21 protein-coding genes are annotated in these 25,183 nt (G+C 59.3%); 9 read left to right on the top strand and 12 right to left on the bottom strand.

Annotated elements, in window-relative coordinates; genetic code table 11:
- The first annotated feature begins 143 nt into the window (after positions 1–143).
- Positions 144–779, top strand: a complete 636-nt coding sequence (locus HNQ99_RS09690) for a TetR/AcrR family transcriptional regulator (protein ID WP_221232642.1) — start codon at positions 144–146, stop codon at positions 777–779.
- A 242-nt stretch (positions 780–1,021) separates the two neighbouring features.
- The gene (locus HNQ99_RS09685; RefSeq protein WP_184475436.1) at positions 1,022–1,918 is read left to right on the top strand and encodes a tyrosine recombinase XerC; all 897 of its coding nucleotides are present in this window, start codon (positions 1,022–1,024) and stop codon (positions 1,916–1,918) included.
- 32 nt (positions 1,919–1,950) lie between these two features.
- On the opposite strand, the gene gshB is transcribed toward HNQ99_RS09685, so the two are convergent.
- Genes gshB through rsmI form a run of 3 tightly spaced genes read right to left on the bottom strand, consistent with a single transcriptional unit; the run spans position 1,951 to position 4,126 of the window.
- Positions 1,951–2,907, bottom strand: a complete 957-nt coding sequence (gshB, locus tag HNQ99_RS09680) for a glutathione synthase (protein ID WP_184475435.1) — start codon at positions 2,905–2,907, stop codon at positions 1,951–1,953.
- A gap of 29 nt (positions 2,908–2,936) precedes the next feature.
- On the bottom strand, positions 2,937–3,290 hold the full coding sequence (locus HNQ99_RS09675) for a YraN family protein (RefSeq protein WP_184475434.1): 354 nt from the start codon (positions 3,288–3,290) through the stop codon (positions 2,937–2,939).
- Positions 3,287–4,126 carry a 16S rRNA (cytidine(1402)-2'-O)-methyltransferase gene (rsmI, locus tag HNQ99_RS09670; RefSeq protein WP_184475433.1) on the bottom strand — a complete coding sequence of 280 codons (840 nt, stop codon included), beginning with the start codon at positions 4,124–4,126 and terminating at the stop codon, positions 3,287–3,289. Before rsmI ends, HNQ99_RS09675 begins: the two co-directional genes overlap by 4 nt.
- Before the next feature lie 10 nt (positions 4,127–4,136).
- Here rsmI and HNQ99_RS09665 point away from each other — a divergent pair, with 10 nt between their 5' ends.
- The 3 genes from HNQ99_RS09665 to hslU all read left to right on the top strand — a co-directional run bounded on the left by HNQ99_RS09665 (position 4,137) and on the right by hslU (position 7,358).
- Positions 4,137–5,339, top strand: a complete 1,203-nt coding sequence (locus HNQ99_RS09665; protein WP_184475432.1) for a penicillin-binding protein activator — start codon at positions 4,137–4,139, stop codon at positions 5,337–5,339.
- A gap of 82 nt (positions 5,340–5,421) precedes the next feature.
- Positions 5,422–5,964, top strand: coding sequence for an ATP-dependent protease subunit HslV (hslV, locus tag HNQ99_RS09660; protein WP_184475431.1), 543 nt, complete (start codon positions 5,422–5,424; stop codon positions 5,962–5,964).
- 92 nt (positions 5,965–6,056) lie between these two features.
- Positions 6,057–7,358, top strand: a complete 1,302-nt coding sequence (gene hslU / locus HNQ99_RS09655) for an ATP-dependent protease ATPase subunit HslU (RefSeq protein ID WP_184475430.1) — start codon at positions 6,057–6,059, stop codon at positions 7,356–7,358.
- 98 nt (positions 7,359–7,456) lie between these two features.
- On the opposite strand, the gene ettA is transcribed toward hslU, so the two are convergent.
- Complete coding sequence (gene ettA, locus HNQ99_RS09650) at positions 7,457–9,136, bottom strand: energy-dependent translational throttle protein EttA (protein ID WP_184475429.1); 1,680 nt, start codon at positions 9,134–9,136, stop codon at positions 7,457–7,459.
- 205 nt (positions 9,137–9,341) lie between these two features.
- Here ettA and HNQ99_RS09645 point away from each other — a divergent pair, with 205 nt between their 5' ends.
- The 4 genes from HNQ99_RS09645 to HNQ99_RS09630 all read left to right on the top strand — a co-directional run bounded on the left by HNQ99_RS09645 (position 9,342) and on the right by HNQ99_RS09630 (position 13,219).
- A complete protein-coding gene (locus HNQ99_RS09645; protein ID WP_184475428.1) occupies positions 9,342–10,709 on the top strand; it encodes a M20/M25/M40 family metallo-hydrolase in 1,368 nt (455 codons plus the stop codon).
- 150 nt (positions 10,710–10,859) lie between these two features.
- Positions 10,860–11,051, top strand: coding sequence for a hypothetical protein (locus HNQ99_RS09640; RefSeq protein ID WP_184475461.1), 192 nt, complete (start codon positions 10,860–10,862; stop codon positions 11,049–11,051).
- A 142-nt stretch (positions 11,052–11,193) separates the two neighbouring features.
- Entirely contained in the window at positions 11,194–12,417 is a 1,224-nt protein-coding gene (gene argJ / locus HNQ99_RS09635; RefSeq protein WP_184475427.1) for a bifunctional glutamate N-acetyltransferase/amino-acid acetyltransferase ArgJ, read from the top strand.
- A 7-nt stretch (positions 12,418–12,424) separates the two neighbouring features.
- The gene (locus tag HNQ99_RS09630) at positions 12,425–13,219 is read left to right on the top strand and encodes an inositol monophosphatase family protein (RefSeq protein WP_184475426.1); all 795 of its coding nucleotides are present in this window, start codon (positions 12,425–12,427) and stop codon (positions 13,217–13,219) included.
- Here HNQ99_RS09630 and HNQ99_RS09625 read toward each other — a convergent pair.
- From HNQ99_RS09625 to HNQ99_RS09590, 8 genes are all read right to left on the bottom strand, one after another.
- The gene (locus HNQ99_RS09625) at positions 13,216–13,755 is read right to left on the bottom strand and encodes a translation initiation factor 2 (protein ID WP_184475425.1); all 540 of its coding nucleotides are present in this window, start codon (positions 13,753–13,755) and stop codon (positions 13,216–13,218) included. The genes HNQ99_RS09630 and HNQ99_RS09625 overlap by 4 nt on opposite strands.
- Before the next feature lie 129 nt (positions 13,756–13,884).
- A complete protein-coding gene (trxA, locus tag HNQ99_RS09620; RefSeq protein WP_184475424.1) occupies positions 13,885–14,205 on the bottom strand; it encodes a thioredoxin TrxA in 321 nt (106 codons plus the stop codon).
- A gap of 65 nt (positions 14,206–14,270) precedes the next feature.
- Positions 14,271–17,705, bottom strand: coding sequence for a double-strand break repair helicase AddA (gene addA / locus HNQ99_RS09615; protein WP_184475423.1), 3,435 nt, complete (start codon positions 17,703–17,705; stop codon positions 14,271–14,273).
- Positions 17,702–20,689, bottom strand: coding sequence for a double-strand break repair protein AddB (gene addB, locus HNQ99_RS09610; protein ID WP_184475422.1), 2,988 nt, complete (start codon positions 20,687–20,689; stop codon positions 17,702–17,704). The genes addA and addB overlap by 4 nt, the downstream gene beginning before the upstream one ends.
- Positions 20,682–21,404 (bottom strand): nucleotidyltransferase family protein, encoded by a 723-nt coding sequence (locus HNQ99_RS09605; RefSeq protein WP_246414851.1) that lies wholly within the window; start codon positions 21,402–21,404, stop codon positions 20,682–20,684. Before HNQ99_RS09605 ends, addB begins: the two co-directional genes overlap by 8 nt.
- On the bottom strand, positions 21,404–22,393 hold the full coding sequence (locus HNQ99_RS09600; protein ID WP_184475459.1) for an aminoglycoside phosphotransferase family protein: 990 nt from the start codon (positions 22,391–22,393) through the stop codon (positions 21,404–21,406). Before HNQ99_RS09600 ends, HNQ99_RS09605 begins: the two co-directional genes overlap by 1 nt.
- Entirely contained in the window at positions 22,390–22,833 is a 444-nt protein-coding gene (gene tsaE / locus HNQ99_RS09595) for a tRNA (adenosine(37)-N6)-threonylcarbamoyltransferase complex ATPase subunit type 1 TsaE (RefSeq protein ID WP_184475421.1), read from the bottom strand. The genes HNQ99_RS09600 and tsaE overlap by 4 nt, the downstream gene beginning before the upstream one ends.
- A complete protein-coding gene (locus tag HNQ99_RS09590) occupies positions 22,830–25,178 on the bottom strand; it encodes a PAS domain-containing sensor histidine kinase (RefSeq protein WP_184475420.1) in 2,349 nt (782 codons plus the stop codon). The genes tsaE and HNQ99_RS09590 overlap by 4 nt, the downstream gene beginning before the upstream one ends.
- Positions 25,179–25,183: the final 5 nt, after the last annotated feature.

Here is a 25,183-nt window from a genome sequence, read left to right as displayed (position 1 = left end):
CACAAAGCCAAGGGGAATGTTGCGCCCGTCCCATACCCAAGTCAACAAGAAAAGAATGATCATTCACTCTTACATTCATGCCCTTAATTCGCTATCGGTTGGAACAATCAGGGGCGTGTTTCGAACGATAGCACAGAAAGGCGATGATGGCACGATCAGCAGCAGCAACGTCGCGACAGGAAGAACGCACGGAGCGACGGCAGGCCCAGATTTTAAAAGCGGCCCGCGCTTGCGTTCGTGCCGAGGGGTTTCACGCGGCAAGCATGAGCCGCATCGCTGCTGAAGCGGAAATGAGCGTTGGCCATATCTACCAATATTTCGAGAACAAGGAGGCGATCATGATCGCGCTCAGCGAGCGCGATTTCGAGGATTTCATGCTGCACATAACGCAACTGGGCGATTATGCGGGTCTCGGGGTCCCCACGATCATCGACGCGTTCCTAAACAAGATCATGTGGCTGCTCGACCATGATCGCGCGGCGCTCGCGTTGGAAGTCCTGGCCGAGGCGGGACGCAATCCCAAGGTTGCAGAATTGGTCTTGCGTGCAGATCGGCGTTTCCGCGAGGAAAGCCGCAAGATTATGGAAACGGTGCTGGAGGGGCTGGATCCGAAGGAAGTCGACGCACGTGTCGAAATGCTGCTTGTGATGGCGCGCGCGCTACTGATTCATGCGGGTACTCATCCGGTCAGCGATCGCAAGGTCCTCGCCGCCGGGTTCGAACTGGCGCTTGGCGGCGTGTTGTCGCCGCCGCTGCATTTTAGGAATGCGCTAGGGTGAAGCCTTTCGGGGCCAAGATCTCCGAATAAGGAGCCTGCGCTGCACGGCTTCCGCCTTCGCGCCTTCAGGCCAGGGATGGTGAGCAGGTTCAGCGGTCGGAGCATGAAATCAAGTCGATAAGTGCCGACACAATTTGCGATACCCGCGATGTCCGGTGCCACCGCCCCGTTGCTTTCCGAAAGCCGAGAAGGAATATCCCGTAAGCTCTTGGCTGGGTGATCCTCTCATTCTAAAAGCGAGGCATGACCGCGGCGCAATCTTTACTGGAACGATGGCGTCTATATCTGGCACAAGACCGGCGCCGATCGCCGCACACAGTGCGCGCTTATGTTGCGGCCGCCGAGCGGCTGTTGAATTTTCTTCAGGACCATCATGGTACGGCGGTCACTGGGCAAGTTTTAGCATCGCTCACACCCGCTGACCTACGCGCCTTTCTGGCTCATCGGCGAACGGATGGTCTGGGCAATGCTTCTGCGGCGCGCGAACTGTCAGCGGTGCGGGGCTTTCTGAAATTTGCAGGAGGGACTGAGGCTCATGTCCCTGCGATAAAAGGACCGAGGGTGAAGCCCGGAGTGCCGCGTCCAATCTCGCCCGACGAAGCCATCGCCCTAGCCGAAGACATTAGTGAGCAGCGTAGCGAAGGATGGATTGGCGCACGGGATTGGGCGGTATTACTGCTGCTATATGGCGCTGGGCTTCGCATCAGTGAGGCTTTGGGTCTGGCGGGTAATATATTGCCGCTGGGCGAGACCCTTCGAGTGACCGGTAAGCGCGGAAAGACCCGGATCGTCCCCCTGCTGCCGCAAGTGCGAGACGCGATCGAGGCTTATTTATCGGTTTGTCCTTGGAAGGCGATCCTCGATGAGCCCATTTTCCGGGGAAAGCAGGGTGGCCCCCTCTCCCCTGCACTCATTCGCCGTGCTGTACAGGGCGCGCGACGACGTCTGGGTCTTTCGGAGCGGACCACGCCGCACGCCCTGCGGCATAGCTTTGCGACGCACCTTCTGGGCCGAGGCGCGGACTTACGATCCTTACAGGAGTTGCTGGGTCACGCGAGTTTAAGCTCGACCCAGATTTATACGCAGGTGGACGCGGCGCACTTGCTGGACGTATACAGAAATGCACATCCAAGGGCCTGAAGCCAAACCCGGGCGGTAAATGGGTGCCATTTCTAACGCGGCCCTTTCAGTCGACGCTCTATGGCATCCCAGATCATTCCGCCTGTGTCGGTGCCATTGAACTTGTCGATCGCCACTATCCCGGTTGGCGACGTCACATTGATTTCCGTGAGCCACTTGCCGCCGATCACGTCAATTCCGACAAAAAGCAGCCCCCGCTTTTTCAGTTGGGGTTTCAGCGCCTCGCAAATTTCCAGCTCGCTGGCGGTCAATTCGGTTTTCTCCGCATACCCCCCTGCCGCAAGGTTCGACCGGATCTCACCTTTTCCGGGCAACCTGTTGATGGCGCCGGCTACTTCTCCATCGACCAGCACGATCCGCTTATCCCCGCCGGACACCTCCTTGATAAAGGCTTGAACCATGAAGGGTTCCACCCAGACCTGTCCGAATAATTCGGTTAGAGCGGCAAGGTTGGCTCCATCGGCCCCGATGCGGAAAACGGCGCTGCCGGCATTCCCATGCAAGGGTTTCACGACGATGTCGCCATGCTCGGCCTGGAACGCTCGCACTTCTTCCAGGCTGCGGGTGATGAGCGTCGGCGGCATGAAACGGGCATAGTCCAGAACAAACACTTTTTCTGGCGCGTTGCGGACTGAAACCGGGTTATTCACTACCAGGGTTTCGTCCATGATGCGTTCCAGCAGGTGGGTCGCGGTGATATATCCAAGATCGAAGGGAGGATCCTGACGCATCAAAACGACGTCGGCTTCACGGCCCAAGTCCAGCTTTACGCCTTTCCCGAAGCTGAAATGCTCGCCTTCAATCGCCTGTACCCTCACCGGATAAGCTTTCGCCCAAACCCTGCCGTCGCGGTAATTAAGATCGGGCGCCTGATAATGAAACAGCTCATGCCCCCGCCTTTGCGCCGCCAACATCAGGTGAAAGGTGGAATCGCCACCAATTTTGATAGAGTGCATCGGATCCATCTGCACGGCGACTTTCAGCGTCATTTTTTATTCCTTGTCGAGTTCCAATGGACTTAACCACCATGCCAGACATTGATCAGATGGCGCGGCAATTGGCGCGGCGCAAGCAGCATTACGTCAATCCGCACATCATCGCCGTTCCGAACATAGCGAGGGGCCAGCATGCGTGCTGCCGCCGCGACACGCCCTAAACGACGCTCGTCGATGGCGAAGTCAAGTTCTGCCAGCGTGCCGCGCGCTTTCACTTCAACGAAAGCGACTATCCGGCCGCGCCGAGCGATCAGGTCCACCTCGCCCATGCGGGTACGCACACGTCGCGCCAATATGCGCCAGCCCTTCATACGCAGCCACCATGCGCAAAGCGTCTCTGCGCGACGGCCACGCGCTTCAGCCTGCTGACGCTTCATCCGCCTTCCTTCAACTCCAGTGCGCGCGCATAAAGCGTCCGCCGATCAAGTCCGAACTTAACCGCGACCTCCCCCGCCGCCTTGGATATCGGCAGACGTTCCATGGCCTCCTTCAACGCTGTATCGCTGTCTTCCTGGCTGGGCGGCGGAGCCTCTCCCGGCGGCCCGACGATGACCACGATCTCCCCTTTGGGAGGCGCTGCGACATAGCGGTTGGAAAGCTCCGAAAGCCGTCCCGTCACCGTCTCCTCGAACGCCTTGCTGATCTCCCGAACCACAGCCGCATCACGATCCCCCAACTGCGCCGCCATAGCCGCGATACTGGCGGAGAGCCGCGGTCCGCTTTCGTAGAAGATCAGCGTTGCCCGCAAGGCTGCTATTTCGTCCAGCGCATCTGCCCGCGCCTTCTCCTTCGAAGGGAGAAAACCGACAAAGAGGAAGCGATCCGTTGGCAGGCCGGACAGCGTCAAGGCGGCAATCGCGGCGCTAGGCCCCGGAAGTGTCGTCACATGCCGTCCGGCCGCCCGCGCATCACGGACCAGCTTATAGCCAGGATCGGAAATCAGCGGCGTTCCTGCATCAGAAAGCAGCGCTACGACCTCGCTTGACATCCGCTCCACCAATTGCGCGCGAAGATGCTCGCTGCTGTGGTCGTGATAGGGCACCATCGGGCGGTCCGATCCGGCGTGGCGCAGCAACTTTGCGCTCACCCTTGTATCCTCCACGGCCACGACATCCGCTTCCCTCAGAAGTTCGGCTGCCCGGGGCGTCAGATCAGACAAGTTGCCGATCGGCCCCGCCACGATATAAAGACCGGGTTGAAATTTGCTAATCATAGGATTCTCAATGGCAGAGACGGGTGTCGAACGGCAAGCGGGCTTATGGTCCGCCGGCGGGAATTTCATGCGGTTGGCGGCCATGGCGGGCGCTTTGTTGATCGCAGGCTGTCAGTCGCTCATCCCGCGGGGCGAAGCGCCTCCGTCAACGGCACCGACGCCCACAGAGCCCGGCCCTATACAGCCCGGCCTTCCCACCGACGCCGCCCGTCACCGTGTGGCCCTTCTGGTTCCGATGTCTGGCACCAACGCCAATGTCGGCCGGTCTATCGCCAATGCCACAACGCTGGCCCTGCTCGATACCAAGACGCAAAAGCTGCGCATCACCACCTATGACACCAGCAGTGGCACCGCCGCCGCCGCTCAACGGGCTATTGCGGATGGCAACAAGCTGATCCTGGGGCCCCTCCTAGCGGAAAATGTGCGAGAGGTCGCTCCTGTGGCGCGCAAGGCCGGGGTCCCGATCATCAGCTTTTCGAATGATGTGAGCATTGGGGGCAATGGCGTGTTCCTGATGGGGTACAACCCCGCCGAATCGATCAATCGCGTCCTGATGTACGCCAAGTCGAAGGGCATGAGCCGCTTTGCCGGTCTCGTGCCGCGCGGCACCTATGGCGAGCGAGCCGCCACGGCCCTTTTACGCGGGGTGGAAGCCGCAGGCGGCACGGTGGTTTCAATGCAAACCTTTGATCGGAGCGCCAGCTCCATCACTTCGGCAATTAAGAAACTGCCGCAGGATGGCAGCTATGACGCCATTCTCATTGCCGATAGCGGGCGGGTAGCGATCCAGGCCGCGCCGCTTATCCGGAGCAATGGCGGAGGTCAGGCAAAGATCTTGGGAACTGAGCTTTGGAACACCGAAAGTAATCTGGCCGGCGCGCCAGCGCTGCGAGGCGCATGGTTTGCGAGTGTATCCGATGGCCTCTATCGCCAGCTCGCCGCCAAATATCGTGCTCGATATGGCGAAACGCCTTTTCGGTTGGCGGCGCTTGGCTATGACGCCGTTCTGCTGACCGTCCGCGTGGCTCAGGACTGGCGGGTGGGCACGCCCTTCCCTGCTCGCAAGCTGATCGACGAAGGCGGCTTTTCGGGCATTGACGGCGCGTTCCGTTTCGACCGGAATGGGATAGCCCAGCGCGCGCTTGAGGTTCAGCAGATCAATCCGGGCAGCTTCGCGGTGATCGACCCCGCGCCAAGGAGCTTCACGCCTTGATCAGAATGCCTCCAACATCGCCTTGCAGTCGGCACGGTGCCATACCATATGGCCGCTCATGAGCGGAAACGAACGAAACGCCATGCCCGTATGGCATGGCACAACTATCCTGTCAGTGCGGAAGAATGGAAAGGTCGTCGTCGCAGGGGACGGCCAGGTCTCCATGGGTCAGACGGTGATGAAGCCCAATGCGCGCAAGGTTCGCCGGCTGCATGACGGCTCCGTCATCGGCGGCTTTGCTGGCGCAACCGCAGACGCCTTCACCCTCTTCGAACGATTGGAGGGAAAGCTGGAGCGCCATGGCGGCCAGTTGATGCGTGCAGCCGTGGAATTGGCGAAGGATTGGCGGACGGATAAATATCTCCGCAATCTGGAAGCGATGATGGCCGTGGCAGACAAGGACATCACCCTCATCATCACCGGTAATGGTGACGTGTTGGAACCGATCGATGGCATTGCGGCGATCGGTTCGGGGGGTAATTTCGCCCTGGCGGCCGCCCGGGCCTTGATCTCTTACGAAGACGACGCAGAAACGCTGGCACGCAAAGCGATGGCCGTCGCCGCCGACATTTGCGTGTACACCAACGACCAACTCACGATTGAGACGCTGGAAAGCGCCGCCTGATTTCGATCCCGTTCGTGTCAAGCGAAGTCGAGACACGTTCGCGCTGCATCAACGTCCCCCCGACTTCACTCGGGACGAATGGAAACGAGTTTATGAACGACGACCTTACCCCCAAAGCCATTGTTGCAGCCCTGAACGAACATATTATCGGCCAGCAGGAGGCAAAGCGCGCGGTGGCCGTGGCGCTGCGCAACCGGTGGCGGCGGCAGCACCTGTCGGAGGCATTGCGCGATGAGGTGACGCCCAAGAATATTCTGATGATCGGGCCTACAGGCTGCGGCAAGACCGAAATTTCCCGCCGGCTGGCGAAGCTGGCCGATGCTCCTTTTGTAAAGGTCGAGGCCACGAAATTCACAGAGGTCGGCTATGTCGGCCGCGATGTGGAGCAGATCGTGCGGGATCTCGTCGAGGAGGCGGTCCGCCTGGAACGGGATCGCCGCCGCGAAGCTGTACGGGATGCCGCGTCCGAGGCCGCAATGCAGCGCCTGCTAGATGCGCTCACCGGTAAGGAAGCGAGCGAGGCCACTCGCCTCAGCTTCCGTAAGCGGATCGAAGAAAATTCGATGAACGACGTCGAGCTTGAGATCGAAGTCGAAGACAGCCCCTCCATGCCGATGGAAATCCCAGGATTGGGCGGGCAGGTCGGCATGATCAATCTTTCCGACATGATGAGCAAGGCATTTGGCCAATCGCACAAGAAGCGCCGCAAGATGCGCGTTGCCGACGCTTGGGACAAGCTGGTCGAGGAAGAGCAGGACAAACGCCTCGATCAGGATGATGTCGCCCGCACCGCGATCAATGATGCCGAACAGAATGGCATCGTTTTCCTTGACGAGATCGACAAGATTGCCGTCTCCGATGTACGGGGCGGTTCGGTAAGCCGCGAGGGCGTTCAGCGCGACTTGTTGCCGCTGATCGAAGGCACCACGGTTTCCACGAAATACGGCCCGCTTAAGACAGACCATATCCTGTTCATCGCGTCAGGCGCATTCCATGTCGCGAAACCCAGCGACCTGCTGCCGGAGCTTCAAGGCCGATTGCCGATCCGGGTCGAGTTGAAGGCTCTGACCGAAGAAGATTTCGTCTCTATCCTAAGTGAGACGAAGGCCAGCCTGCCCGAACAATATAAGGCCCTTTTGGCAACCGAAGAGGTGACCATCGATATGCGCCAAGACGCGATTCGCGCCGTTGCTCGGATTGCCGCGGAGGTGAATGGTCAAGTCGAAAATATCGGCGCCCGCCGCCTGCAGACCGTCATGGAAAAACTGCTCGAAGATATCAGCTTCGATGCCGAGGAACATAGGGGCGAAACCTTCATCGTCGATGCCGCCTATGTCGACCGGCAGTTGGCCGCCGTGGCGCGCGATACCGACCTCAGCAAATATGTGCTGTAGGTAAGAGGGCCTGGGCGATTCGGCTCCGGTCGCGAGCGAAACGAGACCCGATCAACTGAGCGGAGTTGGGGACGGCTAACGCCGCCCCCATTCTTGAATTACCGCGTCAGCTTTTTGTAGGCCAGGCGCGTCGGCCGATCGGCCGCATCGCCCAGACGCCGCCGCTTATCCTCTTCATAGGCTTCAAAATTCCCCTCGAACCATTCGACATGGCTGTCGCCTTCGAAGGCGAGGATGTGCGTAGCCAGGCGGTCTAGGAAGAAGCGGTCGTGGCTGATGACCACGGCACAGCCCGCGAAATTTTCCAAGGCATCTTCCAACGCGCGAAGGGTTTCGACGTCCAGATCGTTGGTCGGTTCGTCGAGCAGCAGGACGTTGCCGCCTTCTTTCAGCAGCTTTGCCATATGCACGCGGTTGCGCTCACCGCCGGAGAGTTGGCCGACCTTCTTCTGCTGATCGACGCCCTTGAAGTTGAACGCGCCGACATAGGCACGCGTCTGGATTTCATGCTTGCCTATGGTCATGAGGTCATGACCCCCTGAAATTTCTTCCCATACATTATGGTTTGGATCGAGATGATCACGGCTCTGATCGACATAACCGAGCTTCACCGTGTCACCGACTTCAATAGAGCCGCCGTCGGGCTGTTCCTTACCCGTAATAAGCTTGAACAAGGTCGACTTGCCCGCGCCATTGGGGCCGATCACTCCGACGATGCCGCCAGGCGGAAGGGTGAAGTCGAGATTTTCGAAAAGCAACTTATCGCCATAAGCCTTGGTCAGACCCTTTGCCTCGATCACCTTGCTGCCAAGGCGTTCAGGTGTCTGGATAACGATCTGAGCCTTGCCGGGTGCGCGGGCGTTCTGCTTTTCGACCAGCTCGTCGAAGGCCCGGATACGCGCCTTGCTCTTGGTTTGACGCGCCTTGGGCGACTGACGAATCCATTGAAGCTCTTCGTTGATTGCCTTCTGGCGACCAGCTTCTTCGCGCTCTTCCTGCGCCATCCGCTTGGCTTTGGCTTCCAGCCAAGCGGAATAATTGCCCTCGAACGGGATGCCGCGGCCGCGATCAAGCTCCAGTACCCAACCGACCACATTGTCGAGGAAGTAGCGGTCGTGGGTGACAAGGATGACGTTGCCGGCATAATTGATCAGGTGATTTTCCAGCCATTGGACGCTTTCGGCGTCCAAGTGGTTGGTCGGTTCGTCGAGGAGCAGAATTTCAGGCTTTTCAAGCAGAAGGCGGCAAAGCGCCACGCGGCGCTTTTCACCGCCCGAAAGCGAACTCACGTCCGCGTCGCCCGGCGGACAGCGCAGAGCTTCCATCGCGATCTCGAGCTGGTTATCGAGTGTCCAGCCATCCACCGCGTCGATCTTTTCCTGAAGCTCACCCATTTCAGTCATGAGCGCATCAAAATCAGCGTCTTCCGGCGGATCGGCCATCAGCATGCTGATCTCGTTGAAACGATCCATCATGTCGGCAACGGGGCGAACGCCGTCCATGACATTGCCCTTGACGTCCTTGGACGGATCGAGCTCAGGCTCCTGCGCCAGATAACCGACCTTGATACCCTCGGCGGCCCACGCCTCGCCCTGAAATTCCTTGTCGATACCCGCGATGACCTTCATCAGCGTGGACTTACCCGCACCGTTCACGCCGATGACGGCGATCTTCGTGCCCGGCAGGAACTGCAGGTGGATATTGTTGAAAACGGGCTTCTGGGCACCAGGGAAGGTCTTGGTCAGGCCCTTCATGACGAAGCTGTATTGCACGGCCATTTTAAGCGGTCACTCCATTGATCCGGTAGCTATGAGATTTGCGAGCCGAACTAGAGCAGTTCCCCGCTCGGGGGAAGTAAGAACTGCCCCATTTTTCCGATCGACGGCATTTCGAAACGGATAAGGCGTTTCGGCATTTACGGAAATGATTTCGAACTGGATTGCCACATTGGCAAAGCTGGTTTTGAAGTTTAAGCCTTTGACCATGAAAAACATACGGTTAATGACTGCCGCGCTACTCGCCACGGCACTCCCGACCTTTGCCTTTGCCCAGACGCCCGACGATCCGGCGGCTTTGCGTGATGCTGCGCTCAAAGATGAAATAGCCTGGGACATTGTCGAGGGGTTGACGACGGAAGTCGGATCCCGGCTGGCGGGAACCGAGACAGAGGCTCGCGCAAGACAGTGGGCCGTTACAAAGCTGACGGCGTTGGGTTTCTCCAACGTGCGGATAGAAGAATTTCAGATGCCCGTCTGGGTGCGCGGCGAGGAAATGGGCAGCGTTGTCTCGCCCTATCCTCAAAATCTGGCGCTGACGGCGCTTGGAAACAGTGCGTCGACGGGCGAGCAAGGCCTGGAGGGCGAACTGATTTATTTTCCGACCCTGGAAGCGTTGAAGACTGCATCGGCCAACAGTCTTCACGGAAAGATCGTTTTCCTCGATCACGCCATGAACCGGACGCAAGATGGCTCCAGTTATGAAGCCTTCGGACCTGCCCGTTTTTCGGGGCCCAGCGTCGCTGCTCAAAAAGGCGCGGCCGCCATTGTGATCCGGTCCGTCGGCACTGACAGTCACCGTAATCCGCATACGGGCGTCACTGATTTCGAAAAGGGCGTTAAACCCATTCCCGCAGCCGCTTTATCCAACCCGGATGCCGACAATCTTTTCCGTATGGTCAAGCGGGGCCAGGCGATCCGGCTGCGCCTGAAGCTGACACCCCGTCCGGTCGGTAGACGGACTTCGGGGAATGTCATTGCCGAAGTTCCCGGCAGTGACCCCTCTGCAGGTGTTGTCGTAGTGGCGGGCCATCTCGATAGCTGGGATCTTGGCACGGGCGCTGTGGACGATGGCGCCGGAATTGCCATCGTTGCTGCTGCTGCGAAGCGCATAATGGTTTCTGGCACACCGCGCCGCACTATCAGGGTACTTTGGGCAGGAGCCGAAGAAGTAGGCGCTTATGGTGGGGACGCTTATGCCGCCACCCATGGCGGGGAAAAGCATGCCTTAGTCATGGAATCGGATTTCGGCGCAGACCGGGTTTGGCAGATTGAATTCAACTTTCCCAAAGCCGCCTCGGGATTGAGAGATCGACTGGCTGCCGCCGTTGCGCCTCTTGGTATCGGTAAAGGTAAGGGTGAGGCCAATGGCGGGGCCGACATCAATGCCCTGATTAAGAAGGGCGCATCCGTCGTCGATCTTCGGCAAGACGGCACAAGATATTTTGACCTGCATCACACGCCCGATGACACGCTGGACAAGATCGATCCAGAGCAACTGGCGCAGAATGTGGCGGCCTGGACGGCGGTGCTGGCAATAGCCGCCAATGCTCCCGACAAGTTAGGGAATGAATAGGTTTTTGGGGGATAGCCGGGGTTTCATCGAGTGGTTGAAACCTTTTGCAGTGCGAAAAACTATTGACGTTACGTGTGCGGACGTTAATGCGGAGCCCTCGCGACGGGCGAAATGCTTCGAAGCGATTTATTGCTATGGGAGCCTTATAACATGAACAAATTTGCTGTAGTTTTCGCCGCAGCTGGTCTGATGGCCCTCGCCGCTTGCGGTGAAAAGCCTGCTGAAGAGACCGCGAACGCTTCGAACGCAGTCGTTGAAAACGTCGTTGAGAATGCTGCTGTTCCTATGGAAAACGCCGCTGAAAACGCGACCAGCAACGCCGTTGAAAACGCCGCCGAATAATCGCGCGTTCCTAACGGAAAAAATCAGAGGCGGCCGACTTCCGGCCGCCTCTTTTTTTGCATGGACGAAAGCTGAGGCAAAGCGTCTGCTGGCCCTGATTTCAAATTGAGCCCTGACCCATCCTGTGTAAAAGAGCCCGGTCATGGAAAAATCTCCACTCGCTCCAGCCTCCTTTCCCGAACTACCGCAAGTTGCCGGGGTAACCCTGCGCGTTGCGCGTGCCCATTACAAAAAATGGGACCGCTGTGATCTGACTTACGTCCAGCTTGACGAAGGCACCATGGTGGCCGGGGTCACAACCCGCAGCAAATGTCCTTCTCCAGAGGTAGAATGGTGCCGCGACGCATTACCCCTCGGCCGAGCGCGGGCGTTGGTGGTAAATGCCGGAAACAGCAACGCCTTCACCGGCAATCGCGGACGTGCGGCCGTAGAGGCCATTGCCGCAAGGGTGGCGGGCCATTTGGGATGCCAGCCATCGGATGTGTTCGTCTCGTCCACCGGCGTCATCGGCGTACCGCTGCCAATCGACAAGGCGGAACTGGGCTTGGCGGCGGCCTTTGCTGCACTACCCTGCGGCTGGGAAGAGGCTGCCGCCACAATCATGACCACCGACACTTTCCCAAAGGCGGCGGTGACGCGAGCCGTCGTGGGCGGCCGGACCGTCAACCTGGTGGGCATCATCAAGGGTTCCGGCATGATCGCGCCCGATATGGCCACGATGTTGGGCTACATCTTCACCGATGCCGCCGTTGATGCGCCTTTGCTGCAGCACATGCTGGCCAATGCCAACCGTTCGAGCTTTTCATGCATCACAGTCGACAGCGACACATCGACGTCCGATACCGTGCTGGCCTTTGCCACCGGCAAGGCGGGCGCCCCCCCCCTCACCTCTATCGAAGATGACGGTGCGGACGCCTTCCAGGCTGCTCTTTCGGACATCTGCCGCCAACTGGCGCATCTGGTCGTTCGTGACGGCGAAGGCGCAACGAAGTTCATCGAGATCGGTGTCCACGGCGCAGAAAACAATGAAAGCGCGCATAGGATTGCCCTTTCCATCGCCAATTCACCCCTCGTAAAGACCGCGATAGCCGGCGAGGACGCCAATTGGGGACGGATTGTCATGGCGGTGGGCAAAGCGGGCGAAGCCGCCGATCGAGACAAGCTCGCCATACGCTTCGGCGGCATACAGGTGGCGAAGGATGGTCTCGCCGTGGAAGGCTATGATGAGGCCCCCGTTGCAGCGCATCTGAAGGGCAAGGAAATCGATATAGAGGTCGACCTGGGCCTTGGCGAAGGCCGCGCCACCGTGTGGACCTGCGACCTGACCCATGGCTATATTTCCATCAACGCCGATTATCGGAGCTAATCTCACTATGCACGAACTCCACGGTCCCGTCGCTGCTCTGATGCGGCAAGTCGCTACGGACATTGTGATGCCGCGCTTCCGGAACCTGGCCGATCATCAAGTCGAGGAAAAAGGGCCTGACGATTTTGTCACTATCGCCGATAAGGAAAGCGAAGTCCGACTGAGTGAAGGTTTAAGCCAGATCCTGCCTGAAGCAGGCGTGATTGGCGAAGAGGCTTGCGCTGCCGATCCTACGGTGCTTGAAACGGCGGGAAATGGTCTAAACTGGATCATCGATCCCATTGATGGGACAGGCAATTTTTCTGCAGGACACCCCCCGTTCGGCATCATGGTGGCTCTTGTCAACGACGGCCAGATATTGGCTGGCTGGATATTGGATCCCATCCGCCAACGAATGTGCCATGGAGCGCTTGGCAAGGGCGCTTTTGTGAATGAGGTGGCAACCAAAGCCCGTCCAAGCGGCGCAGAGCTGCCCATAGCGGCGCTTGCAACCTATTATATGACGCCACAGCAGCGCGCGGACATGATGGTCAGATCAGAAGGCAAGTTCGAAACCGTAGAAATCCCCCGCTGTGCTGCTGAGCAATATCCCCGTATTGTTCTGGGTGAGAACGACCTGACGGTCTTTGAACGCAGCCTGCCATGGGATCATGCATCAGGCGCGATCTTCCTCAACGAGGCAGGTGGCAAACTCTGCCGAACCGACGGTACGCCTTATGTCGTGGGCGATGACCGTCGGGGTCTGCTCGGCGCTGCCTCTCCCCACTTATGGGACGAGGCAGCACGCGTGCTGTTTGGTTAATTGCCGCCCGTTGAGGGCGCAATCGGAGCGGCCTCTTCCAATGCAACTGGAACTGCTTCGACCGCAGGAGCCGCTTCGCCGGGCGCCGGTTCAGTCGCGGGGGTCGTTTCGGTCGGCTGCGGCGCTGCTTCTGCGGCCGGCTCTGCCAACGCCACGGCCTTCAGGCTAACCTTGAGCGGATTGGGATCCAGATTGTTCAGCGCGCCGCTGCTCGCATCAACGCCTGCTCCGATGAAGCCGCCGAGCAAAATATTCCCGGCACCCGCAGCTGCCCCACCCCCTGAAAACTTACTCTTTACGTTCACCTGTTGCGTTTCAAACCCTTCTTTTTCGAAGGTCGCAACAAACGCTTCCTTTCGCTTCAATTTGAGCTTGCAGGGCGTGACGCACTTCTGACCGAGCGAAAGCGTTACATTAGCTTCCGAAGGTTCTGACAAAATCTCATATTTCTGCTTACTGCCACGCGTAATTGTGGCGCACGCGCCGAGACTAGCCAGGGCGAGCACGGCCCCACCAAAACGAACATAATTTTTCACGTTTACCCCCAACAAGAAAAGGCGGATCTGGCGCCTTTTCCTGCGTTAAAATTCAGGGGGCATAGTATGCAAGAAAATTATTATGCCTAAGAACAATATTAGCCAAAAAGTTCCTGAGGCATTCCAACCTCAAAGCTCCCCTTCAAGCCAGCCCTTTAGCTGGCTCTTGGGCGCGGCTCCCACTTTGGTTGCTGCGGGCTGGCCATTTTTGAATAGGATCATCGTCGGAATACCGCGAACGCCATATTTAGCGGGAGCGTCCGGATGATCGTCGATATTCAGCTTGGCGATCGTAACCTTGTCTCCCAATTCATCGGAAATCTCTTCCAGAGCTGGACCGATCATTTTGCAGGGACCGCACCATTCCGCCCAAAAGTCCACCAACACCGGCTTGTCGGAATCCAGTACGTCAGCGGCAAAACTGGTATCGGAAATCGCCTTGGTCGCCATATGAATTCTCCTTCTATTCGAAGCATTATCTAGGACGCCATCAGGCTTCCCTCAACCCGCCATCATTACAATTCTTGCTGTGCGCCGGCATAGCCGGGCTTGTGCGCAACCAAAAGATCGCCCGGCAAGACAATTATTTTTGGGCCGCTGGTGTAGAGCAGCGCAGCTTCGATCCTTCGACCGGGAAAAATCACCTCCAGCGCTGCCGCATAGGCGGCCATCTGGCGCAAATGGGGTCGCGGCACGTCCGCTGCTCCCACAGGAACAAAGCGCCCCGTCTTGAAATCGACGACCCGGACACATTCCTCTGTCACAGATAGGCGATCAACCGTGCCGGCGACAACCTCCCCCCCCACCACGGCCGCAATTGGCGCTTCCGCCAAAGCGTCCGGGGAAAATAAGGCAGCAAAATCGGGATTTTCTATTATGGCAAGAGCGCGATCGATAATTTCTGAGCGAATGCCTTCCTCCTTTACTCCCTGCACCCGCAACAGCCAGCTATCCGCTGCGGCGCGGCGCTCGGAAGCCACGACCGCCGGCAATCGTTCATATAATGAATGCAGCCACTTCCCTCGCTCCGCCGCGGCTCGCATTAGGGCGGACGGTGGTGGATCGGGGATGCTGTCCTCCTCCTGCGCGGATGGTGCGAGAGGGCGAGGAGGACGCGCTTCCGCCGGCGCTGGTTGCCCGAGCCAAACCGGTAAAGGTAAATCCGTTTCCGGAGCGAGGTCTTGAACAGCTTGCACTTTACGCGGCGCAAAGGATTGGACGCCCTGATAAACCCGCTCATGGCCCCAGCGAGGGGACTCGTCCGCAATGACGCCAAGACGCTCCATCGCCCGCGCCACAAGCGCGTACCAGCTGAGTTCTGGCGGCAGCCCTTTTGCCTTCGGGCCAAGTGCTCCGCCCACCACCAGCTTCTCTTCCGCGCGGGTAAGCGCCACGTAAAGCAGCCGCCAATGCTCCTCCAACTCGGCCCGCTCAGCCTTCTTTGCAGCCTCCTCGATCAACCCCATCTTCTCGGTGCGACGCGGCGAGAGGACGGGGATCTTGACCTGACTGTCCTCGATCAACCAGTCAAAGCCCCGCATATTGCCCATGGCCTTGGGGTCCACCGTGGCGTCGGCCAATATGACCATCGGCGCTTGAAGTCCCTTCGCGCCATGCACCGTCAGAACCCGCACTGCATCGTCGGAGGCCGACGCATCGCGGACGATCTCCACATCGCCCCGGTCGAACCAGTCCACGAAGGTTTGCAGCGATGGATGCGCTTCGGCTTCAAAGCTCAAAGACGCATTCAGCAGTTCGTCAATGGGGTCGCGCGCCTCAGCGCCCAATCTACCCAGCAATTTGCGACGGCCATCCATTGGGCCTGAGAGAATATTCTCCAGATAGCGGTAGGGGGTCGTGAAATCGGCCTGGCCCAACAAGCCGTAAAGCGGTTCCAGATTGTCTGAGCCGCCCATGGTCCGCCGTAAATGACTCCATAGCCTTACCCCCTTCTCACGCCGCGCGCGTTCGAACAGTTGCTCCTGGGTCCATCCAATAAGGGGCGAGACAAGCAGATTGGCAAGGTTAAGATCATCCTCGGGCTGAAGCGCGAACCGCAACGCCGCGAGCAGATCGCGAACGGCCAGCGGCGCGTTGAGACGCAGGCGATCGATACCAGCGACTGGCACCCCTTCTTCATAAAGGCGCGCGACGATCAACCGCGCGAGATCGCTTCGCTTCCGAACCAGGATCATGACGTCACCGGCTTGTAGCGTACGCCCCTTGCTTTCCAGCATCAGGCCATGGCTCAGCCATTCGCTAATTTGGCTCGCGATACGGGCAGCATGTTCGCGGGATGAGTTGCTGAGCCACTCTTCTTCGCCCTCGTCCTCATTCTCCTGATCTGCCATGAGATCGGCAGAAACGGGATTCCAAAGGATGACTTCACCTGGATGGGGAACGGCGCTTTGATGCGCTTCCGCGCTCTCGTCTAGACCCAGCCATTCGCTTCCCAGTTCCTCAACGACCGCATCGACCAGATCAAGCACTGGCGGGGTCGAGCGAAAGGACTGCACCAGCGACAGCTTGTGGAAATTTTGCTCTGCCTCCTCGCATTGCCGGGAAAAGAACAGCTCGGCTGCGCGAAAGGCATCAGGACTTGTACCCTGAAACCCAAAAATCGCCTGTTTGAAATCGCCGACGGTGAAGATCGTTCTAACCTTTTCCCCCTTCGCGCCTTCCCCTGAGAAGAAATCTGAAGCAAGTGCAGCAACTATTTGCCATTGGGCAATATTCGTATCTTGAGCCTCATCCACCAGAATGTGATCGGTGGCTTGATCGAGCTTGAAGCGAATCCAGTCCGCCATCTTGTTTTCATTGAGAAGTCGAACCGTGGTGCGGATCAAATCATCGAAGTCGACTGCGCCCGCAAGGCGCTTGGCCTCGCTATAGGCATGGGCATAGGCACGTCCGGCCGACAGCGCTCTAGCATAAAGATCTGCCCAGGCCACACGAGCGCGCAGTTTCAACAATCGATCGCAGCACTCGGCCATTCGGGCCGCCAGCGCCTCATATTCGGGTTCGGCATCGATCAGCTTGGGCGAATATTTGCGTGGTTCTCCCTTGCCGGTCCAAAACAGGGACAGAAGCTCCGCAAGCGTCGCGGCTCGTTCCTTTCCAGAAGCGCCGCACCAGCGGGCGATGATATCGCAATGTTCCAGGGCCGTCTTGGTGGCCCAGGCCTTGTTGGCTGCGGAAATGCGCCGAAGGCCGGCAATATCGAACAATTCATCAGCGCATTCAGAAGCAATGGCCGTCTCCACATCGCCAACCGGAAGGTCGAGCCTGTCGCGAAGCCAGTTTTGAATATCATGGGGCAATGACGTCATGGCGTCAGGGGCACGGGCGCAGCGGGCAAGGAAATTTTCTGCCCCCTCTTCCCCGAGCCTCAGGCTAAGCGCCTGCATGTCTGCAATGAGACCGGCATTTCCCTCAGTTTCGGCGCTCACAAGCAGATCGGCCAGGGCTGAGCGCGCCAAGCTCTTCTGCTCGCGTTCGTCAAGTGGGCGAAAGCCGGGGATCAGGCCGGCCTCCAGGGGAAAAGCGGACAGCAGCGTCTGGCAGAAGCTGTGGATCGTCTGGATACGAAGGCCGCCGCCGCTGGCATCCAATACACTGGCGAACAAGGTGCGGGCATGATCGCGGGCAGCCGGACCAGACGCTTCGCCCAGCGCTTCCAAATCGTTGAACAGGCTGCCATCATCCATCTGCACCCACGCCGCCAGGCGGTTATGAATGCGCTCGGCCATCTCGGCGGCACCGGCTTTCGTGAAAGTCAGGCAAAGGATGTTTTCCGGACTGACGTCCTTCCGCAACAACAAACGAAAGACACGCGCTGTCAGCACGTGGGTCTTCCCGGTTCCGGCCGACGCGCTCAGCCAGACATGATCGTCCGGACGGGAAGCGAGGCTCTGGCTGCCTTTCAGCGGCTGCAGGGGCGAATGGTTCATGTTGAACCGCCTCCTGTCCTTCCCCGGCCATACCATTCCTCAAGCCGCATCAGCTGGTCATAGTCGCCATAGGTCGGAATTTCCGGGTGCAGCTTGGCCGTGAACGGGGCTTCCCCGATCAGCCATTTCTCTATTGCGTCGAGGAGATGCCGCTGCGCGTGCTGCGTGAACTCTTCCGTCACGATCTTTCCGTAGTTGCCCTTGGGGTCTACGGGGCTCAGGAAATAACCGAAGCTGTCAGACTTGGAGTCTCGCCCCAACGACCAGTATTCAAAGACCGAAGCGGTCCGCCGCTCCGCCAGACCATCAAACTCCCCCTTCTCGGCAATCAGGCCGAGCAGACCCAATTGCATGGAGTATCCCGCCGCGACCTGCTTTCCACTCGGGGGCTTGCCGGTTTTATAATCGACTATCGCCAATGTTCCGTCGGACATCACATCGATCCGGTCGGCCTTGCCCGCCAGATTGACGCCCGCAATGTGCAAGCGGCCCCATTTTTCCGCAAGCAAGGGCCGTCTTCCTTGCGACCAATTGTCTGCGACTTGCCGCGCTATCCAATGGATCGCCTTCATCAATCTAGGCTGCCATAGCGCCCGCATCATCGGATGAGCGTCCGACTGCGCCAACATCAATCGGGCGCGGGCTTCGAGCTTTGCTGCATCCCAACCGTCTTCGGCCGCCCATTTCTCCAACATGTCATGCACTGCGGTACCGCGCCAGGCGGCGCTCGGTTCGGCATCCACTGGATCAAGGGCGGACAGGCCCAACATCTTTCGGGCATAAAAACTGTAGGGGTCGGCTTTCAGACGATCCATGTCGGTGACGGCGATGTCCCTTGGTCGCGTCGCGGCAGGCGGGCAAGGCGCTGGCTGCGTTGCCGGGGAATGACTGCCGGGCTCATCTATCCTTAGCGCCAAATTGCGATATTCCCTGGCCTCACGCCATTGCGGCCCCGCCATCGCCTTCAAACGCAGCCAAAAGCGCGATGCGATAGCAGGGGCGCTGGCATCGCGGCGAGCGCGGGTTATCAGCACCTGGGGCGCACCGAGGGCGTTGGCAAGGTCATGCGCGGACAGGCCGATGCGCCTCTCAAGCCCTGGCAGGCCTAATTCCTGCCGGACACGGGGGGCGAGCCATGGGTCGGGCGCGGGAAGCGCCGGCCAAGTGCCTTCGTTCAATCCCCCAAGGATCATCAAATCCGCCTGCTGCAATCGCGCTTCCAGCAAACCCAATATCGCGATGCGCGGGTGCCCTCCTTGCGGCGGTCGAACGGCCATATTGGACAATATCTGTTCCAGCAGGAACACGAAGGAGCGCGGATCGGAATCCCGCGGTCCTTCCTTGGCGGCAGCTTCCATTTCGGAATAGAGTGCGGCCGCCTGATGGCCCTGATGCCCCGCCCAGACCTTATCACCAGCAAGTACACCCGCCGCTTCGCGAATGGCGGCAAATAGCGGGGGGAGCGAAGTGGCCGTCGTAAACGACGTCTCGAGCGGCCTCAAAATGGCATTAAGATTATTCCACCATATCAATATATTATCGGTCGACTCTAACCTTGCTTCTAGGTAATGGCCGATTCCTGCCAGCCCTGCGGCGGGCCTTGGCCCCCTCAACAACAAATCGAAGCGGCGAACCTGCTCGAGCCAAGCCAGCCTTTCGTCCCCGGCCTTCACCAGCGGATGTTTAAGGAGCGCCAAGAGCGAGATCGGAGCGAAACGTTCAGCAGCAGCCTGGGCAAGGGCAATGAGCAGAGCCCCTGGCGGCAGTTCACTCAATGGCCGCCCAGCGCTGTCGTCCGCTTCGACTCCCCAACGCCTCAAATGTGCGGACACCCTTGTGGCAAGCCCACGATCAGGGGTTACAAGGGCCGCGGTCTTTCCCGAGGTCTCCAATGCTTCGCGCAACGCAATGGCAATGGCCTGAGCCTCTTCGGCCGGCGTCGCTACCTCCAGGAACCTTACTCCCGCCAGATTGCGTTCCGAAGTCTCCAAATCTCGCCATTTTGCCGTCAGTCGGGGCGGCAGCATGGCATTGGAGATATTCCGGCTGCGCGCGGCGCGAGCGTCGTGCCCGCCGCCCCAACGCCAAAGCGCCACCTCATCACGGTGCACGCCCATTCTGTCGAGCAGCAGTTTCAACGCAAATTGGGGATGTGTTTCGATCGGCCGCTTGCGATAACCGGTGACAGGATCAGGCTCGAACGGACCGATGCTATCCCACTCCTCGGCGGTCAGGTTGAGATCCAGGTCCGGTAGCACAACAGCGCCACGTTCCATTCGCGCCACCCGATGAAGCAGCTCCGCAATTGCAGGGGCGGACGTCGTTATACCGGCCGCCACCACAAATCCCGCCGGAGGGTTGGTGCGCCAGCGCTTCGCGATTTGCGAGAGCAACCGGTTTCGACGCTCCGCCGCGTCGATCAAACCGCGCGCCGCCAACTCACGCGGCCATCTTTCTGTGAGAATATTAAATATTTCCAGAGACTTGTACCAGTGATCTGATAGTTCGACTGAAACATTAAGGTCCCTGAGCTTATCCGGCGCGATCTTATCCACCATCAGCGAGTCAAGCGCCTGCCCCAAGGCCACGCCAAGCCGCATCGCCTCCCCGGCATCAACAGCTTGCCCCGAAGCAGCTCGAACGTCCTGCACTGTCCGGGCCAAAATCATCTGGCGTTCCATAGGTGCAATGGCGGGCGGAATATCCGCGCCTTCGCTTATGGGCTCAAGAGCGCTTCCCAGCTTCTCGCCCAGTTCAAGATCGCCAAGGGGAACCAGGCGCGGCAGGAGCAAGCCCGTCTCCGCCCTACGAACAAAGGCGTCGCTGATAGAGCGTGCCGCACGATTGGTGGGCACGAGCACAATACCCCGAGCAAGGCCAAGGGGCTCTCTCCCATATTGCGCAAGCAAACCGGCCGCGAGCGCGTCGGCAAAGGCCCGGTGCGCCGGAATAGTGAAGACGGATGGCTTTTCGGCGCTACCCACCGGCGATAATGGCTTCTGCCCTCGGTATCGCTCCGGGCGAGCCTATGTCAAACCACAGCCCTTCGTGCGACACGCCGTAAAGGCGGCCTTCTTCTATGGCTCGACTCCAGAAAAAATTGGTCGAAAACGCCCCCTCCGGCGGATTGCGGAGCAGGCGGGGGGACACGAGTTGCACGCCGGTAAAAACAAATGGGGCCAGACGGCCAGAGCGCCTACGGGTAATGCGGCCAAGATCGTCCATATGGAAGTCGCCGGGGCCCTTATGACAGTGCGCCCGCGCATGCGGGACGAGCAACAGCAGCGCGTCCATCTTCTCATCGTCCCAATGGCTGCTCAACATCGCGATCGAGTTTTGGGGACCGTCGATCCAGATATTGTCGCTATTGGCACAGATGAATGGCTCGTCCCCAAGCATAGGCAAGGCCTTCACCAGCCCTCCACCGGTTTCGAGCAGCTTTTCGCGCTCATCGGAGATCAGTATCTCCATGGGACTTCGGCGGGCCTTCACATGTGCGATCAGCGCATCCGGCAAATAGTGGACATTGACGACGGCTTTCTTGATCCCACCAGCTTCAAGCCGTTCCAGCGCATGATCGAGAAGCGGCTTTCCATCCACTCTCACCAGCGGCTTTGGCCGTGTGGCGGTCAGCGGCCGCATACGCTTGCCAAGGCCAGCCGCCATCAGCATCGCCGAATGCACAGGTGTTCCGTTCATCATGCCTCGTGATGCTCCGCCAGCGCGTGATGGCGCTTTTCCCCTGGGATGTTGTCGGCGAACCAAGAGGCCACTGGCTTCAATGCCGGATGTTCAAGATCCCGCTCCAGCAGGTTCCACATACGAGGCAGGAAGGAAAGGTAACGCGGTTTCCCATCGCGCTTCCAAAGGCGCGTGAAGATGCCGATGATCTTGGCGTTGCGTTGAGCGCCGAGCACTGCGTAGGCGGCGTCGAAATGGCCGTTGGGCTTTGCGATCCGCTTGTAATGAGCAATCATCTCACGTTCCAGCTCAGGGGAGACATCGCGGCGGGCGTCCTGCAACAACGACACCAGATCATAGGCCGGGTGTCCGACAAGCGCGTCCTGAAAGTCCAGCAGTCCCAGCCCATGAGAAGATTCACGGTCAGGTATCAACATGATATTTTCCGCATGATAGTCACGCAATACGGTTACGGCGGGCGCGCCATCCTCTTCGGCAATCGGCAGCACCTGATCCCAGGCCGCAATATAACTGCCGGCGTCCGCCTCCACTCCGACGGCCGGGCAATACCATTGGGTCAACAGCCCGGCTTCGCGCTGATATTCCTGCCGGTCGTAGGGGTTAAGATCGGCAGCAGGCCGGGCATGAAGATCAGCGAGCAGCGCAACCGCGCGTTCATATACGCTGCGCTCCTCATGTGGAGCCGCCTCAAGATATTCCCGAACCCTGATGTCGCCGAAATCCTCCAGCAGCACCAGGCCGTGGTCCAGATCGCGAGCGTAAATATGCGGCGCGGCGAAGCCCTGTCCTACCAAATGGTCGGCGATCGCAAGAAAAGGGCGGGGATCTTCATAGGGCGGCGGCGCATCCATCAAGACCGCCTGCCGCTCATTGTCGATGATGCGGAAATAGCGTCGGAAGGACGCATCGCCCGCCAATGGCAGAATACGCGCGTCGCCCCAGCCAACTGAGTCAAGAAATGCCGGCGCCGCGGCGGGAGGGATCATTTCAATGGCCATCGCTCTTTCCATGCAGCAGGGACGGTTGCTGTCAAGCGCCTCGATCCATCATCTATCGCTTCGATCTTGAGGACCAGGCTGTGCGGCCACAGGGCGTCACCCATTTTTTCAGGCCATTCGATCAGCAGCAGGCTATCGAGCACCAGCTCATCCAGCGCCAATTCCTGTATCTCGCCGGCATCCTCTATGCGGTAAAGATCGATATGCGCCACCGGATAGCGGACCAGTGGCGGCGCATAAGGCTGGACGATGGCAAAGCTCGGGCTGGGCGCTTCCTCTTCGAGACCGAGCGCCGATAGAAGCCCCCGGGCAAGTGTGGTTTTCCCGACGCCCAGTTCACCTCGCAAGGCGATCACGTCGCCCGGCTCAGCGCGCTGCGCCAACATCGCGCCCAGGGCATGCATCTCTGCCTCGTTCCCGACTATCATCCCCTCGGCAACTCCATGGTAATCGCCGTTCCTTGCCCCAGCTCCGACATCAGATTTAGCGTTCCGCCATGAGCCTCCACCAATTGCCTTGCTAAAGGAAGGCCAAAACCAAGCGGCTCACCCTTCTTGGCCTGCTCGGCGCGCTTGAAGCGGTCAAAAGCAAGTGCCTGGGCTTTGACGTCCATCCCCGGTCCATTGTCCGAAACGACGATCCTTGCGCCCTGCGGCGTACCGTCGCCATGAAGCAACACCCGCCCACCCGAGCCAGTATAGCGGATCGCATTGGCCAACAGATGGTCGATCGCCTCACCCAATCGGCGGCTATCCCCGGACACACTGCCAAGACTGTCGTCGATCTTGACCGCCAACTCGATCTCCCTGCCCTTGGCTTCGTCTTGATAGTGGCCGGCCCGCTCCTGGATCAGTTCCGCAAGATCCAGCGGTCGCATATGCAGAGGCAATGCCCCCGCCTCACCTTGGGTCAGGTCAAGTACATTGTCGATGAGGCTGGATAGCCGAGCGACGCTTTCCATGATCGCTCCGATATAGTCGCGTGCCTGATCAGGCAGTTCACCGGCATAGCCGGCCTGGAGCATTTCGGTGAACCCCGCAATCGATGTAAGGGGTGTCCGCAGTTCGTAGCTCATGTTGGATACAAAGGCTGTTTTGATCTGGTCGGCCTCCTCAAGCGCGCTATTGCGATCTCGCAGCGCCTGCTCAATTCTACGGCTATCGGTAACGTCAAGCATCGTGAAAAGAGCATTGCCATCCGGTAGCGGAATGGCGGCAAATTCAAAATGCTGGCCGTCAGCGAAAGCGACGCGGCCACCGCGCTGCTTGCGTTCCACAGTGGCGGAACGAACCAACTCGCGCACTACAGAAATCTGATCGGGTTTCAGTAGCTTGTATGCCACTTTTTCCATCATTTGATCGACCCGAGGGTGCTCTGCCAGAGCATTTTCCTCAAAGCCCCAGATCTTCTTGAAACGGTTATTCCACAGATGCAGTCGTCCGTCGGATGCAAAGACACCCACCGCTTCGAACAAATTATCGAACGTCGCCGCACGAACCCGCAGCAATGTGTCGCGTGCGCTTGAAAGCTGAACCTGCTCCGTCCTGTCTTCAAAGATCAACAGCAAGCCGCCATCGGGCAGAGGCTGGGCAAATACTCGCAAATGCACGCCATCGGGGAGCAACCAATTTTCTTCGATGGCCTGGGTCGAAAGAAACCAGTCGCGCCGCTCCGTGCGCCAGGCGGGAAAATCGCGGCTGCCGGGCAAACGTCCTGCTTCGCGCATCGAATCGAGGACGCGGTCGAATTCCGGTGCGTCGGACAACGACTCCGAACGAAGCCCGAACAGGCGTTGAAAAGGCTGGTTGGAGAAACGCAAGCTGCGATCAGCGCCAAATTGCGCCACTCCCGCCGAAAGCCTGTCGAGCATGTCGCGCTGCGCCTCAGCAAGCCGCTTATATTCGCTCCGTGCCTGCTCCAGCTCGTGCATGTCGATGGCATAACCAGCCACCCCGGCCTCGCCCAGCGGCACGTCGACGACTCTCATCATGCGCCGTTCACCATCAATGGTGGCCGGCACCAGCCGCGCATAGGAAACGCCGGATTCCAGCGCCGTCGCTGCTGCCGCCATCGGGGAAACTCCCTCAATGGGCTCGACCAGTTCCATGCCGTTCAGGATCACTTCTTGCGCATCGCTCGCGTCAACCGACTGCACATAGGCGGAATTGACGAGCGACAGGCGCAAATCCGGACTGCGATGCCACATCGGCATGGGCGCCGCTTCGATGACCCCCGCCAAGGATTCCAGCGCGCGGGCAAGCCTGTCCTTTTCTTCTGTGAGCGCAGCTATCTCAACCTGGCTTTCGGTCGCATCGAACAGCCACAAAATAACCCCGCCTGGACTTGACAAGGCTGGGCCGGCCGGGGACCCTCGCACCAGCAACGCCCTTGATGACCCCTGCGCGCTCACTGGTCGGGTGAAGCTTTTTCCAGCCTTCTGCGCGGCACTAATGTCATGGGCAAGCGTCTGGCCGTCTTTCGGTTCAAGCCCTCCTTCTGCCTCAGTCAGTTGGGAGACGAATTTGGGAACGCTTTCCAGCCCCAGCCAGCCTGCAAGCCGGTCGGGCGCTTCGATCCGGCCATCGGCACGGACCAGGACAGGCAGAGCAGGGGCTGACTCCAGCAAAAGCGCCAACCGGTCCGCCTGCTCTGCCGCAAAGGCCGATCTTCGCCGCATTGAAAGCCCGGCGTACAGCGCCCAAACAGCGCCAAAAAGCCAAAGCGCAGCCACCACGCCAAGCGCAGCCATGGTGGTGGTGGACAGGGCTAGCATCCGGT

Origin of the sequence: Rhizorhapis suberifaciens, from assembly GCF_014200045.1 — a bacterium.
Taxonomy (GTDB): domain Bacteria; phylum Pseudomonadota; class Alphaproteobacteria; order Sphingomonadales; family Sphingomonadaceae; genus Rhizorhapis; species Rhizorhapis suberifaciens.
Note: the sequence above shows the minus strand (reverse complement) of the source record. Positions and strands in the feature narration are given on the sequence as shown.

Bases quoted from the DNA above. Each gene is read 5' to 3' on its own strand.
- hslV (WP_184475431.1), top strand. From the start codon at position 5,422: ATGCCCGTATGGCATGGCACAACTATCCTGTCAGTGCGGAAGAATGGA.
- HNQ99_RS09640 (WP_184475461.1), top strand. From the start codon at position 10,860: ATGAACAAATTTGCTGTAGTTTTCGCCGCAGCTGGTCTGATGGCCCTC.
- hslU (WP_184475430.1), top strand. From the start codon at position 6,057: ATGAACGACGACCTTACCCCCAAAGCCATTGTTGCAGCCCTGAACGAA.
- HNQ99_RS09590 (WP_184475420.1), bottom strand. From the start codon at position 25,178: ATGCTAGCCCTGTCCACCACCACCATGGCTGCGCTTGGCGTGGTGGCT.
- HNQ99_RS09665 (WP_184475432.1), top strand. From the start codon at position 4,137: ATGGCAGAGACGGGTGTCGAACGGCAAGCGGGCTTATGGTCCGCCGGC.
- trxA (WP_184475424.1), bottom strand. From the start codon at position 14,205: ATGGCGACCAAGGCGATTTCCGATACCAGTTTTGCCGCTGACGTACTG.
- HNQ99_RS09645 (WP_184475428.1), top strand. From the start codon at position 9,342: ATGAAAAACATACGGTTAATGACTGCCGCGCTACTCGCCACGGCACTC.
- rsmI (WP_184475433.1), bottom strand. From the start codon at position 4,126: ATGATTAGCAAATTTCAACCCGGTCTTTATATCGTGGCGGGGCCGATC.
- HNQ99_RS09600 (WP_184475459.1), bottom strand. From the start codon at position 22,393: ATGATCCCTCCCGCCGCGGCGCCGGCATTTCTTGACTCAGTTGGCTGG.
- tsaE (WP_184475421.1), bottom strand. From the start codon at position 22,833: ATGATAGTCGGGAACGAGGCAGAGATGCATGCCCTGGGCGCGATGTTG.
- ettA (WP_184475429.1), bottom strand. From the start codon at position 9,136: ATGGCCGTGCAATACAGCTTCGTCATGAAGGGCCTGACCAAGACCTTC.
- HNQ99_RS09690 (WP_221232642.1), top strand. From the start codon at position 144: ATGATGGCACGATCAGCAGCAGCAACGTCGCGACAGGAAGAACGCACG.
- addA (WP_184475423.1), bottom strand. From the start codon at position 17,705: ATGAACCATTCGCCCCTGCAGCCGCTGAAAGGCAGCCAGAGCCTCGCT.
- HNQ99_RS09605 (WP_246414851.1), bottom strand. From the start codon at position 21,404: ATGAACGGAACACCTGTGCATTCGGCGATGCTGATGGCGGCTGGCCTT.
- gshB (WP_184475435.1), bottom strand. From the start codon at position 2,907: ATGACGCTGAAAGTCGCCGTGCAGATGGATCCGATGCACTCTATCAAA.
- HNQ99_RS09675 (WP_184475434.1), bottom strand. From the start codon at position 3,290: ATGAAGCGTCAGCAGGCTGAAGCGCGTGGCCGTCGCGCAGAGACGCTT.
- argJ (WP_184475427.1), top strand. From the start codon at position 11,194: ATGGAAAAATCTCCACTCGCTCCAGCCTCCTTTCCCGAACTACCGCAA.
- HNQ99_RS09685 (WP_184475436.1), top strand. From the start codon at position 1,022: ATGACCGCGGCGCAATCTTTACTGGAACGATGGCGTCTATATCTGGCA.
- HNQ99_RS09630 (WP_184475426.1), top strand. From the start codon at position 12,425: ATGCACGAACTCCACGGTCCCGTCGCTGCTCTGATGCGGCAAGTCGCT.